This is a genomic window from Mycobacterium sp. GA-1199, from assembly GCF_001500045.1.
Classification (GTDB): Bacteria; Actinomycetota; Actinomycetes; order Mycobacteriales; family Mycobacteriaceae; genus Mycobacterium.
Genome location: NZ_LQIX01000001.1, coordinates 463,011 through 475,492 on the forward strand (window position 1 = coordinate 463,011; position 12,482 = coordinate 475,492).

At 68.1% G+C, this 12,482-nt stretch carries 12 protein-coding genes; 6 read left to right on the plus strand and 6 right to left on the minus strand.

The genetic code is table 11. The features are described 5' to 3' along the window. Positions 1-50: 50 nt before the first annotated feature. Genes AU198_RS02240 through cofD form a run of 3 tightly spaced genes read right to left on the minus strand, consistent with a single transcriptional unit; the run spans position 51 to position 2,967 of the window. Complete coding sequence (locus tag AU198_RS02240; RefSeq protein WP_064345810.1) at positions 51-587, minus strand: NUDIX hydrolase; 537 nt, start codon at positions 585-587, stop codon at positions 51-53. Beyond that, positions 584-1,951, minus strand: coding sequence for a coenzyme F420-0:L-glutamate ligase (locus AU198_RS02245; protein ID WP_064345811.1), 1,368 nt, complete (start codon positions 1,949-1,951; stop codon positions 584-586). The genes AU198_RS02240 and AU198_RS02245 overlap by 4 nt, the downstream gene beginning before the upstream one ends. Next, a complete protein-coding gene (cofD, locus tag AU198_RS02250; protein WP_064345812.1) occupies positions 1,948-2,967 on the minus strand; it encodes a 2-phospho-L-lactate transferase in 1,020 nt (339 codons plus the stop codon). Before cofD ends, AU198_RS02245 begins: the two co-directional genes overlap by 4 nt. Before the next feature lie 465 nt (positions 2,968-3,432). On the opposite strand from cofD, the gene AU198_RS26365 reads away from it, so the two are divergent. Further along, positions 3,433-3,675: a WhiB family transcriptional regulator gene (locus AU198_RS26365; protein ID WP_172798283.1), complete on the plus strand. Its 243-nt coding sequence runs from the start codon at positions 3,433-3,435 to the stop codon at positions 3,673-3,675. 9 nt (positions 3,676-3,684) lie between these two features. Here AU198_RS26365 and AU198_RS02260 read toward each other — a convergent pair whose 3' ends face one another. After that, on the minus strand, positions 3,685-4,107 hold the full coding sequence (locus AU198_RS02260) for a metallopeptidase family protein (RefSeq protein WP_064346019.1): 423 nt from the start codon (positions 4,105-4,107) through the stop codon (positions 3,685-3,687). A gap of 157 nt (positions 4,108-4,264) precedes the next feature. Between AU198_RS02260 and AU198_RS02265 the strand changes: the two genes are divergently transcribed. The 4 genes from AU198_RS02265 (at position 4,265) to manA (ending at position 8,517) form a co-directional block, all read left to right on the plus strand. Continuing rightward, the gene (locus tag AU198_RS02265) at positions 4,265-4,684 is read left to right on the plus strand and encodes a DUF3499 domain-containing protein (RefSeq protein WP_064345814.1); all 420 of its coding nucleotides are present in this window, start codon (positions 4,265-4,267) and stop codon (positions 4,682-4,684) included. 71 nt (positions 4,685-4,755) lie between these two features. After that, positions 4,756-6,180 carry a phosphomannomutase/phosphoglucomutase gene (locus AU198_RS02270; RefSeq protein WP_064345815.1) on the plus strand — a complete coding sequence of 475 codons (1,425 nt, stop codon included), beginning with the start codon at positions 4,756-4,758 and terminating at the stop codon, positions 6,178-6,180. Further along, complete coding sequence (locus tag AU198_RS02275; RefSeq protein ID WP_064345816.1) at positions 6,177-7,286, plus strand: hypothetical protein; 1,110 nt, start codon at positions 6,177-6,179, stop codon at positions 7,284-7,286. The genes AU198_RS02270 and AU198_RS02275 overlap by 4 nt, the downstream gene beginning before the upstream one ends. 4 nt (positions 7,287-7,290) lie before the next feature. Continuing rightward, positions 7,291-8,517 carry a mannose-6-phosphate isomerase, class I gene (manA, locus tag AU198_RS02280; protein ID WP_064345817.1) on the plus strand — a complete coding sequence of 409 codons (1,227 nt, stop codon included), beginning with the start codon at positions 7,291-7,293 and terminating at the stop codon, positions 8,515-8,517. Between the two features lie 4 nt (positions 8,518-8,521). On the opposite strand, the gene AU198_RS02285 is transcribed toward manA, so the two are convergent. Beyond that, complete coding sequence (locus tag AU198_RS02285; RefSeq protein ID WP_064345818.1) at positions 8,522-9,472, minus strand: DUF808 domain-containing protein; 951 nt, start codon at positions 9,470-9,472, stop codon at positions 8,522-8,524. A 43-nt stretch (positions 9,473-9,515) separates the two neighbouring features. After that, on the minus strand, positions 9,516-10,886 hold the full coding sequence (locus AU198_RS02290) for an FAD-dependent oxidoreductase (RefSeq protein ID WP_064345819.1): 1,371 nt from the start codon (positions 10,884-10,886) through the stop codon (positions 9,516-9,518). Between the two features lie 54 nt (positions 10,887-10,940). On the opposite strand from AU198_RS02290, the gene AU198_RS02295 reads away from it, so the two are divergent. Further along, complete coding sequence (locus AU198_RS02295; RefSeq protein WP_064345820.1) at positions 10,941-12,407, plus strand: amino acid permease; 1,467 nt, start codon at positions 10,941-10,943, stop codon at positions 12,405-12,407. The last annotated feature ends 75 nt before the right edge of the window (positions 12,408-12,482 follow it).

The window sequence follows — 12,482 nt, forward strand, 5'->3', positions numbered from 1 at the left end:
AGTGAGTTCGGTGCTCGCCCAGTCGCTGAGCGAGCGTTTGGACACCGAAATCACCTGCAGCGTGCCGTGGCCGCCAACTGGGTGAGGCCGAAATCGCAATCCTCGGGCAGCGCGTCCAGCGGCCACCACCGCAGGTCCAAAGACTCGTTGCTCACCGCGATTTCGGCATCGGCGGGGGCGTGCACGATGAACTGCATGTCGAGGTGACGGGTCGGCACGCCGAGCGAACACCTGACGGGGTGGACGTGCAGCGCGGCCATGGTCGGGTCGATCCTGAGGCCCCCGATGCCGGACTCCTCGGTGGCTTCTCGCAGCGCGGCCGCCACGACATCGGAATCGGTCGGCTCGCAATGCCCGCCGAGCTGCAGCCATCGGCCGAACCGGGGGTGCAGGGTCAGCAGGGCGCGCGTGCCGGTGTGGTCGAGCACGAGTGCCGACCCGGTGACGTGGCCGGGAGCGCATTCGCGCAGACAACCGTCGGGTCTGGCCGCCAGGAACGCCAACACCGCGTGCCGCAGGGTGTCCTGTGCGGGATCCGGTGCGTGCCAACGGGTCAGGACGTCGACCGCCGATGCGTGCAGGCTCACTTGCGAACCAGCAGTCCGTCGGTCGGCACGGGAGACCGCGGGCCGGACGGCGTCCCATCCTGGGGGTGCCCGATCGCGATGGCGCCCAACGGTTCCCAGTCTTCGGGCAGGTCTAGCTGCTCACGGACGATGTCGGGGGCGAAGATCGTCGACCCGATCCAGCAGCTGCCGACACCGCGGACGGCCAACGCCACCAGCAGCGCCTGCACCGCCGCGCCGACCGCAACGGTGAACATCGTGTGCTCTGCGGCCGTGCGGTCGGCGTCCGGGTAGTTGTGCGCACCGTCGGGCACCAGGAACGGGATGAGCACTTCGGGCGCGTCGTAGAGGATTCGGCCGCGCTCGACACGACGTTCGACGGCGTCGGCGGGACGCCCGTCGGCGGACAGGTCGGCGCGCCATTTGTCCTTCATCCGATCCAGCAGCATCGACCGTCGGGCGGGATCCTGTAACCACACGAACCGCACCGGTCGGGTGTGATGCGGTGCCGGCGCGGTGAGTGCCTCGGCGACAGCCGATTCCACGATCGCGGGGTCGACGGGCTCGGCCGCGAACCGGCGCACCGACCGGCGCAGCAGTTGCGCCTGGCTCCTGCCGAGCGCGATGGCCTCCTCGGTGCCGAGCCAGAACAGGTCCTCCTCGCCTGCCCGTACCAGCCGGCGCGCGGTGGAACCGTCGTCGGGCAGCCGCAGCCCGCGCACCACCGCGACCGGGATGTCGGTCAGCTTGCCTTTCACCAGATCCGCGGCCGCGGCGATCTCGTCGGCGACCGCGATCTCGGTGACGATCAGCTCGTTGCCGTGCCGGTCGACCGAACCGCCGTAATTGTGCAGCACGGCCACGCCCGCCGCGCCGATCGCGACGTCGGTCTGTCCGTTGCGCCACGCCCGGCCCATGGTGTCGGTGACGACGACGCCGACCGTCACGCCGAGCCGCTCGCGCAGAGCCGAGGCCAGTGTGGCGGCGCTGGCGTCGGGATCGGTTGGCAACAGCGCGAGTTCAGCGGAGTCGACGTTGGAGCCGTCGACGCCAGCGGCGGCCTGAACCAGGCCGATCGCGTTCTCGGTGATCAGCGTGCGGCCCTTGCGCGCCAGCACGCGGACCGCCTCGGCGTCGATGAGCCTGCGCCGCAGCACGTCGCGTTCCTCGGGGTCGATCGGCGCGTCGACGATGCGGCCCTCGCACTTCGACATCACCTTGCTCGTGACCACGACGATGTCGGCGTCGCGCAGCCACGGCGCGGCCGCGGCGATAGCGGCCGCGAGGTCGTCGCCGGGCCGGAACTCGGGTAGGCCTGCAACGGGTAACAGCTCGACAGCGGCCGCGGAGCCATGGTCGGCACGGGGCGCCGAAGATTCGCTCATGGCTTCACGCCCGCCAAAGCCATTCCGGCGCGGACCATCTCGCCGGTGGCTTGCGGATCGGTCATGAGCAGCGGCACCGCGCGGACCTCGACACCGTCGATCTGAGCGCCGTCCCCCTCGTGCACCAGCCAACCGTCGAGGATCCCGACACCGGAGCGTGCGCCGTAGTGCCCGCCGACGGCTTGCGACGTACTCGGCACACCGATGACCGACAGGCATTCATCGGCCATGCCCCGCAACGGCTTTCCGCCGATGATCGGGGAGTAGCCGATCACCGGCGCCGCTGTCGATCGCAGCGCCCCGCGGATACCGGGTACGGCGAGGATCGCCCCGATGCTCACCACCGGGTTCGAGGGCGCGATGAGGACGACGTCGGCCGAGTCGACGGCCTCGGCGACGCCCGGTCCGGCGGTGGCCTTCTCCGCCCCGACGAAAGCGAAGCTGTGCGTTGGCACTTTCGCGCGGTACCGCACCCACCACTCCTGGAAGTGGATCGCGCGCTTCTCGCCGGCGTACTGGCCGGGTCCGGGATCGGTGATCACGACGTGTGTTTCGCTGCGGTCGTCACTGGCCGGCAGCAGCCGGGCCCCGGGCGCCCACCTCGCGCACAGCGCCTCGGTCACTTGCGACAGCGGATACCCCGCACGCAACATCTGGCTGCGCACGAGATGTGTCGCCAGATCCCGGTCGCCGAGTCCGAACCAGTCGGGTTGCACGCCGTAGGCCGCGAGTTCCTCCTTGGCATGCCAGGTTTCATTGCGGTGGCCCCAGCCGCGTTCGGGATCGATACCACCACCGAGGGTGTACATGCAGGTGTCGAGATCCGGACAGATCCGCACGCCGAACATCCATGCGTCGTCGCCCACATTGACCACTGCAGTGACTTCGTGCTCAGCAGTATCATCAGTCTCAGCAGTACCGTGGGCGCCACCAAATTGCCCCAGCCCCAACAGGTGTTGCACCCCGAGCAGGAAGCGGGCGCCACCGACGCCGCCGACCAGTACGGTGACCTTCACATCGATCGAGGGTAGGCCGTCCAAGCGAATCCGCTACGGGCAGGAGTGGGCGTCGGCCTGGCGGACGGGAGTGTGATGGACACGCCGAGGTCACGACTCGCCGTATTTCGATCACGGAATGGTATGAATTCCTGTTCTAGAGCTTGACCAGGGCGACTGACGCGTGTGTAATCACAGCAGTGTCATTTCCCGGTAGGCCATCCGGTTCCGGTGCCGCAGACCGAGATTCGATCACTTGTTCGAATTGGAAGTGTTCCACGTTCCGGTGGGCCACTTATAGGGGATCAACGAGACCAGGTGAGGAGGCGGAAGATGTCTTTTGAGTACGGCGATTTCGATCGTCTGGTTCGGTTCGACAGCCGAGTCTTCGGCTCAGTAGACAGCGCGCCGCACGCCCATTCGGAACCGGTACCGCTCGAGACGCCGCGGCGTCCCCAGCTGAGTTTGGTGCCCGATCCGATCGATATGGCGCCGGCGCTGACACCGGAGGACGAACTCTGGCAGGAGAAGGCGCTGTGCGCCCAAACCGACCCCGAGGCGTTCTTCCCGGAGAAGGGCGGCTCGACGCGCGAAGCCAAGCGCATCTGCCAGGGCTGCGAAGTGCGCGATGCCTGCCTGGAGTACGCCCTGGCGCACGACGAGCGCTTCGGGATCTGGGGCGGCCTGTCCGAGCGCGAGCGTCGCCGCCTCAAGCGCGGAATCATCTGAGCCGCGCGCTCAATCGTCGTCGATCGTCGGGTCGATGACGGAAGGCTCGACGCCCAGATATGTGGCGACCTGAGCCACCAGGATTTCATGCAGCAGCTCCTCGAGTTCGACGGAATCCTTGGCCCGCCGCTCGATTGGCTTGCGAAACAGCACAATTCGCGCGCGTGTGGCGTTCCCCCTGACGTCCACGCCCGCCGGGATCAGCCGGGCCAGTGCGATCGGCCCGTCGGCGATCACCTCCGGTGGCCACTGCACACTGTCGGGATCCTTCGGCGCGATCCGTGGTATCTCGTCGACCGCCACGTCGAGTTGCGCAAGCCGGTCCTGCCAACGCCGCTCGATCGGCTCGTAAGCCTCCAGCACCGCCATGTCGAACTTCTCGGCGCGACTGCGCCAGCCCGGCACCGTCGGGGGGAGTAACGGCCCGCGCAACTCGCGACCCCGGCGCGCGCGCATGTGTCCACGCTTGGCCACCGCTTGGGTGCTCCTTTCGTGCGCGATGAACTGGATCGTAACGGTTCGAGATCGGCCGTCGGCAGGCTGCGCGTGTCCGGCGGCGTGCGGAGTGCGGCCACGATAGCCTTCCGCTGTGAACGTTCCCCGTCGCTGCTGCCGGCCCGGGTGTCCGCACTATGCGGTCGCGACGCTGACATTCGTCTACGCCGACTCCACGGCGGTCGTCGGCCCCCTCGCGACGGTGGCCGAACCGCACTCATGGGACCTGTGCGTCGTGCACGCCGGCCGCGTCACCGCGCCCCGCGGCTGGGAACTGGTGCGCCACGCCGGCCCGCTGCCCTCACACCCCGACGAAGACGATCTCGTCGCGCTCGCCGATGCGGTCCGGGAGGGGCGCGACGTCGCTCCGCCGATCAACCGGATGGCGACCGGGTTCTCCGACCCCGTGACCGGTGCGCCCGGAGGCTCGCTGATGGCGCCGCCCGCCAGGCGACCGGAGTCCAACGGCCGTCGCCGAGGCCATCTGCGGGTGCTGCCGGACCCCACCGACTAGACGACGTACGCGTCTGGCCGGACCGATAGGCTTGCGCCAGCAGTAGTCCATGTCACAAGGAGTTCCCACCCGTGCGCTCTTCGCGCAAGCGCTCATCGCCGTCCCGGCCCGCCGCGGCGGTTCATCGCGTCATCAAGGCGTATGACGTGCGCGGCCTGGTCGGTACCGAGCTCGACGAGTCGTTCGTCGCCGACGTCGGCGGCGCTTTCGCCCGTCTCGTGCGGGACAACGCGTCGCAGCTGGTCATCGGCTACGACATGCGGGCCAGCTCACCCGCACTGGCGGACGCGTTCGCCGACGGCGTGACCGCCCAGGGCCTCGACGTGGTGCGGATCGGACTCGCCTCGACAGACCAGCTGTACTTCGCGTCGGGTCTTCTGGACTGTCCCGGCGCGATGTTCACCGCCAGCCACAACCCGGCCGCTTACAACGGCATCAAGCTCTGTCGTGCCGGCGCCAAACCGGTGGGCAAGGACACCGGGCTGTCGACCATCGCCGACGAGGTGATCGCCGGTGTCCCCGGACACGACGGTGCGCACGGCACGATCAGCGACCGCGACGTGTTGGCCGATTACGGCGAGTTTCTGCGCTCGCTGGTGAGCCTGGCCGATCTGCGACCGCTCAAGGTCGCCGTCGACGCCGGCAACGGCATGGCCGGCCACACCACGCCCGCGGTGTTGGGTCCGATCTCGGGGATCACACTGGCGCCGCTGTACTTCGAGCTCGACGGCACCTTCCCCAATCACGAAGCAAATCCGCTGGATCCGGCCAACCTGACCGATCTGCAGGCGTTCGTCCTGCAAACCGGCGCCGATATCGGCCTGGCGTTCGACGGCGACGCCGACCGGTGTTTCGTGGTCGACGAGAAGGGGCATCCGGTCTCGCCGTCAGCGGTGACCGCGTTGGTCGCCGCGCGGGAACTCAACAGGGAGATCGGCGCCACGGTCATTCACAACTTGATCACCTCGCGGGCGGTGCCCGAACTGGTGACGGAGCGGGGCGGTACGCCGGTCCGCAGCCGCGTCGGGCACTCCTATATCAAGGCGCTGATGGCCGAGACAGGTGCGATCTTCGGCGGCGAGCACTCGGCGCACTACTACTTCCGCGACTTCTGGGGTGCCGACTCCGGCATGCTGGCGGCCCTGCACGTGTTGGCCGCGCTCGGTGAACAACACCGGCCGCTGTCGGAGATGATGGCCGACTATCAGCGCTATGAGGCGTCCGGCGAGATCAACTTCACCGTCGCCGACGCCGAGCGGTGTGTGGACGAGGTGCTCAAGGCGTTCGGCAACCGGATCCACTCGATCGACCACCTCGACGGTGTGACCGTCGATCTCGGTGAGGGCGCGTGGTTCAACCTGCGGATGTCCAACACCGAGCCGCTGCTGCGGCTCAACGTCGAAGCCCGCACCACCGACGAGGTCGACCAGATCGTCGGACAGGTCTCAGACACCGTTCGTGGGCGGGTCCCTTCGGGCTCTGAGGTGGTCACATGACCACCGGCCCGTCTTCCTCGGCCGCGACCATCGACCTCGACGACGTCGACGCCCTGCTCGGGGCCGACCGCGACGGTCTGCTGCGCGCGGCGTCGATGGCGGGCGCCCAGGTGCGCTCCACCGCCGCCGCACTCGCGGAGGGCGAACTCGAATCGCTGCGCAGCGACGGCACACCGCGCACGTTGATCTGGGTCGCCGGTCGCGGCAATGCGGAGACGGCCGGATCGCTGCTCGCTTCGGCGTGGGGCGGGTCGGTGGCCGCACCCATCGTCGTCGCCTCCGAGGTTCCGCCGTGGATCGGTCCGTTGGACGTCTTGGTCGTCGCGGGTGACGACCCAGGCGATCCCGCTCTGGTGAACGCGGCCGCCACCGGCGTGCGTCGCGGCGCGCGAGTGGTGGTGGTTGCGCCGTATGAGGGGCCGCTACGCGACGTCGCGGCCGGGCGGGCGGCGGTGTTGCCGCCCAGGGTGTGGGTGCCCGACGAGTTCGCGTTCGTGCGCTACCTCGCCGCCGGGCTGGCCACACTCGACGCCGTCGATCCGACGATGCACGTCGATCTCGACGCGCTGGCCGACGAACTCGACGCCGAGGCGCTGCGCAACAGCGCGAACCGAGAGCTGTTCACGAACCCGGCCAAGACGCTGGCCGAACGGATGTCGGACCGCGAAGTGGTGCTGGCCGGCGACAGCGCGGCGACGCTGGCGGTGGCTCGGCACTGTGCGGCCATCCTGTTGCGCATCGCTCACCGAGTCGTCGCCGCGGCCGGCTTCGCCGATGCGCTGGTGGTGCTGCGCGGCGGCATGGGGGGCACGTCGGCGGCCGACCGGGAGCGGTCGATGTTCCACGACGAACAGATCGACGGCCCGCTTCCGAGGCGTATGCGGACGTTCGTGCTCACCACCGACGCGGAGCAGCCGATCGTCGCTGCCCGGGCAGCGGATCTGGACGACGTCGATGTGCTCAGCGCCCAAGACGTGCCCGAACTGCCGGAGGCATCAGCGGTGCCGGACGCGTCGACCGCGGCGGGCAGCATGGAACAACAGTTGGCCATGCTCGCCGTCCGCTTGGAGATGACCGCCGTCTACCTGAAGTTAGTTCGAGGTTAGCCAAGTGCACTTGCTACAGGGAGCGGTGCGGACCTATGCCTGGGGTTCCCGCACGGACATTGCCGAGTTCACTGGAAGGCCCAGTCCCACAGCACATCCCGAGGCTGAGCTCTGGTTCGGAGCCCATCCCGGTGACCCGGCCATGCTGAAGACCGGAATCGGAGAGCTTTCGCTGCTGGATGCGCTGCGCGACGATCCCGAGGGGCAGTTGGGCGCCGCGGTCTGCGCACGCTTCGGCGAGGCGCTGCCGTTTCTTGTCAAGGTGCTGGCCGCCGACGAGCCGTTGTCGCTGCAGGCGCACCCCAGCGCCGAGCAGGCCGTCGAGGGCTACGAACGGGAGAACAGGCTGGGCATCCCCGTTTCGGCACCCAACCGCAATTACCGTGACCCCAGCCACAAGCCCGAATTGATCGTCGCTGTGCGGCCATTCGAGGCGCTCGCCGGTTTCCGGCCGGTCGGGCGGACCATCGAGTTGATGCGTGCGCTCGAGGTCAGCGATCTCGACCCGTTCGTCAACCTGCTCTCCGGCCAACCGGACGGCGACGGACTGCGCGCGCTGTTCACGACCTGGATCACCGCGCCGCAACCCGATCTCGACGTCTTGGTGCCCGCGGTGATCGACGGGGCCATCCACTACGTGTGTTCGGGCAGAGACGAGTTCGCGGCCGAGGCGAAGACCGTGCTCGAACTCGGCGAGCGCTATCCCGGCGACGCGGGTGTGCTGGCGTCCCTGCTCCTCAACCGCATCACGCTGACCCCCGGCGAGGGCATCTATCTGCCTGCGGGAAACCTGCACACCTATCTCAGCGGTGTCGGTGTCGAAGTGATGGCCAACTCCGACAACGTGTTACGTGGTGGGCTGACACCCAAACACGTCGATGTCCCGGAGTTGTTGCGGGTGCTCGACTTCACGCCCGCCGAGAACGTGGTGGTCCGTCCCGAGAAAGTCGAAGACGGCATCGAATGGGTCTACCGCACACCGGCACAGGAGTTTTCGCTGTCGGTGCTCGACATCGACGCCGACCGCGTCGGTCATGAGATCGACGCGCCCACGCGACACGACGGTCCGCAGCTGCTGCTGTGCGCCGAGGGTTCGACCGTGGTGCACGCCAAGGGCGGCACCGTCACGCTGAACCGGGGATCTGCGGCGTGGGTGCCCGCCGACGAGGGGCCGATCCGGCTGGCGGCCACGGAGCCGACCAAGTTGTTCCGCGCCACGGTCGGCATCTAGCTGCTCAGTGGGCCGTCTTCTCCTTGGCGCCCTGGCCGAACGGCAACACATGCATCACGGCGACGACGACCGCGCCGACCACCAGGCCGATGACCGCCGACGCGGCCGTGTTGACCAGCCACGCCAGCACGCCGCCGACACCGCCGACGGCGTGGTGGACGATCTCCTCGAGGTGGTGCACGAGGCTGTAGGGCAGGTGCCAGCCCACTTCGTTGGTTCCGATCAGCAGGATGTGACCGCCCACCCACAGCATCGCCACCGTGCCGATGACCGAAAGCGCGGCAAGAAGTTTCGGCATCCCGGCCACCAGACCGCGGCCGATCTTCTGCGCGAACTTCGAACTGCGCTGCGCGAGGCGCAGTCCGATGTCGTCCATCTTCACGATGCCTGCGACGACGCCGTACACCGCGATCGTGATCACGATCGCCACGACGATGAGAATGATCAGCCGCGGCCAGAACGACTGATCGGCCACCTCGTTCAGCGCGATCACCATGATCTCCGCCGACAGGATGAAATCGGTGCGGATGGCGCCGGTCACCATGAACTTCTCGGCGTCCTCACCCGCTGTCGCGACGGGCGCGGAGTGGTGGTCGTGGCCCCGAATGCGGCCCCACACCTTCTCCGCGCCCTCGTAGCACAGATATGTCGCGCCGAGCATCAGCAGCGGTGTCAGCAGCCACGGCAGGAACTGGCTGAGCAGCAGCGCAGCGGGCAGGATGAACAGCAGCTTGTTGCGCAGTGAGCCAATCGCGATGCGCTTGATGATCGGCAGTTCGCGCTCTGCGGCCAGTCCGTGAACGTACTGCGGCGTCACGGCGGTGTCGTCGACGACGACGCCCGCGGCCTTGGCGGTCGCCCGGCCCGCGGCCGCCCCGATGTCGTCGACCGATGCGGCGGCCATGCGCGCCAGCACCGCGACGTCGTCGAGAAGCCCGAACAGTCCTGCGCTCATCGCGTCCTCGTCATAGGCAAGAAATTACCCGCTCGCGCCTGGTTCACGCCGATTGAGGCACCGCGGCCGGATGTTTGGCCGCCCGCTTTCCGGCCAGCCACAACCGCAGGTTGTGCCGGATGGTGCGGCCCACCAGCCGCGGAGACGGGACCATGTAGAGGCTGTCGAGCAGGCTGAACCGGCGCAGAAACCACTCGGCGAGAACGGGATCGGTCTCCGCGGCGCCGAGAAACTGGTCGAAGAGCCCCCCGACAGGCTTGTACCACCACTTGGCCTCGCCGGTCGCGTTGTGCAGCGTCAGGTCGCCGATGGCCGTCATCACCCACACCGGCCACGTCGTCTTGGCGGTCGCTTTCGCGAGACGACCGGCCACGTCCCCCTCACCGGATGCCAGCACCGAGCGCAGGTTTCCGGCCTGGATCGCCGTCATGGTCATGCCCTGGCCGAACGTCGGGTTGAAGCTGACGACGGCGTCCCCGAACGGGATGATGCCTGCGGGGAAGCGTTCCAGGGTGTCGTAGCGGCGCCACCGACTCGTCGGATAGCGGTGGAAAGCCATCTCGCCCAGCGGTGTGGCCTGTCGTAGGGCGGCCGACACGTGCGGGGGCAAGATCTCGTCGGCCAGGTCGAGGATCTGCTCGACGGTCCGCGGCGGGGGCGCCTTGCCCACCCCGAAGGCTGTGACGTTCCAGTTGCCGTCCTCGTAGAACAGCATGCCGATGCCGAGCGGTTGTTCTCGCGAAGCGCCGGCGACTACGACCTTCTCGGCCAGCAGACCGTCAGGGACGTGAAACTGGTGGCTGGCATACGAGATGCCGACGTCGACCGTTTCCTCGGCCGGACGCGCGTAACCCCACTTCGCGAGCCACGCGGGCAGGCGGGTACCCCGACCGGCGGCGTCCACCACCAGATCGGCGTCGACGATCTGACCCGAATCGAGCAGCACACCGGTCACCGTCTCGCGCGCGGCGTCGTAGACGGGTTCGGTGACGCCGGCGTGCACGAAGTCGACGTTGTCGATGTCCTTCACCCGCTTGCGGATCTGCCATTCCAGTTGCGGCCTGCTCGGCACGTAGGCGGTGAACTCGTCACGCAACCGGTGTGCGGTACCGAGCACGTGGCCGGCCGCGCCGAAGTGGATGCAGTCGGGCCGGTTCTCCAGGATCGGAACACCGTCGGCCACCATGTCCGCGAGCAGACCGGGGAAGTGGCTCTCGAACTCCGCGGCGCCACGGGCCATCAGCAGGTGGACGTGACGGCCCTGCGGCACGCCCGCGCGGTTGCCGGGATCCTCGGGCAGCGTGTCACGTTCGTAGATGGTGACTCGATCGCTGACGTCAGAGAGCACCCTGGCCGCACACATGCCCGCGAGACTGCCCCCGATCACGGCCACGTGTTTATAACTCCGCCCCATTGGGTGCACGGTACTCGGTAGATTGCCCGAACGGACCCAACAGGAGGACCTGCGATGGCTCGGCGGACGAAGTCGGTGGAGCAGTCCATCGCCGACACCGATGAACCCGACACCCGGCTACGCAAGGACCTGAATTGGTGGGACCTCACCGTGTTCGGGGTGTCCGTGGTGATCGGGGCGGGCATCTTCACCATCACCGCCTCGACCGCCGGTAACATCACCGGCCCCGCGATCTCGATCTCGTTCGTCCTCGCCGCGATCGCGTGCGGGCTGGCTGCGCTGTGCTACGCGGAGTTCGCCTCGACGGTGCCGGTCGCGGGCAGTGCCTACACGTTCTCCTATGCGACGTTCGGCGAGTTCGTCGCCTGGATCATCGGCTGGGACCTGATCCTCGAGTTCGCGGTCGCGTCTGCGGTGGTCGCGAAGGGATGGTCGAGCTACCTCGGCGAGGTTTTCGAGTTCGGTGGCGGGACCGCGGATCTCGGTGTCGTGCAATTAGATTGGGGCGCGCTGCTGATCATCGCGTTCGTCACCACGATCCTGGCCCTGGGGACGAAGCTCTCCGCCGGGGTCAGCCTGGCGATCACCGCGATCAAGGTGGCGGTGGTGCTGCTCGTGGTCGCCGTCGGCGCGTTCTACATCAAGGCGGCCAACTACTCGCCCTTCGTGCCGCCGGCCGAACCTGGCGAAGGCGGACGGGGTACCGACCAGTCGCTGCTCTCGCTGATCACCGGCGCCGAGGGCAGCAGCTACGGGTGGTACGGCCTGCTGGCCGGCGCCTCCATCGTGTTCTTCGCGTTCATCGGGTTCGACGTCGTGGCCACCACTGCGGAGGAGACCAAGAACCCGCAGCGCGACGTCTCCCGCGGCATCCTGGCCTCGCTCGGGATCGTGACGGTGCTCTACGTCGCGGTGGCTTTGGTGTTGACCGGCATGGTGCACTACACCGAACTGCGTGAGGCGGGGGAGAAGGCCAACCTCGCAACGGCGTTCAGCGCCAATGGGATCGACTGGGCAGCGAAGGTGATCTCGATCGGTGCACTCGCAGGCCTGACGACAGTGGTCATCGTGCTGGTGCTCGGCCAGACGCGGGTGTTCTTCGCGATGTCGCGCGACGGGTTGATTCCTCGTGGACTGGCCAGGACCGGGCGCCACGGCACGCCGGTGCGCATCACGCTGATCGTCGGCGCGCTGGTGGCCATCACGGCGTCGGTGTTCCCGATCGGCAGGCTCGAGGAGATGGTCAACATCGGCACGTTGTTCGCGTTCGTGCTGGTGTCCGCGGGCGTGATCGTGCTGCGACGGTCCCGCCCCGACTTGGAACGCGGCTTCCGGGTGCCCGGCGTGCCGTGGTTGCCGATCGCCTCGATCGTGGCCTGCGTGTGGTTGATGCTGAACCTCACCGCGCTGACGTGGATCCGCTTCCTGATCTGGATGGCGATCGGCGTCGCCATCTACTTCCTGTACGGCCGTCGCCACTCGGTGCTCGGCCGCCGCGAACGCCAAGAGATCTCGGCGTAGCCCTTCTGCACGTTCCCACGGCGGCCGAGTGCGCAGCCTTGTACACATTTCGGGCATCGGCCGTACAAGGCTGCG

Excerpts from the sequence above, each read along its gene's own strand:
- AU198_RS02245 (WP_064345811.1), bottom strand. The coding sequence starts at position 1,951 with ATGAGCGAATCTTCGGCGCCCCGTGCCGACCATGGCTCCGCGGCCGCT.
- AU198_RS26365 (WP_172798283.1), top strand. The coding sequence starts at position 3,433 with ATGGCGCCGGCGCTGACACCGGAGGACGAACTCTGGCAGGAGAAGGCG.
- AU198_RS02275 (WP_064345816.1), top strand. The coding sequence starts at position 6,177 with ATGACCACCGGCCCGTCTTCCTCGGCCGCGACCATCGACCTCGACGAC.
- AU198_RS02285 (WP_064345818.1), bottom strand. The coding sequence starts at position 9,472 with ATGAGCGCAGGACTGTTCGGGCTTCTCGACGACGTCGCGGTGCTGGCG.
- AU198_RS02290 (WP_064345819.1), bottom strand. The coding sequence starts at position 10,886 with ATGGGGCGGAGTTATAAACACGTGGCCGTGATCGGGGGCAGTCTCGCG.
- AU198_RS02295 (WP_064345820.1), top strand. The coding sequence starts at position 10,941 with ATGGCTCGGCGGACGAAGTCGGTGGAGCAGTCCATCGCCGACACCGAT.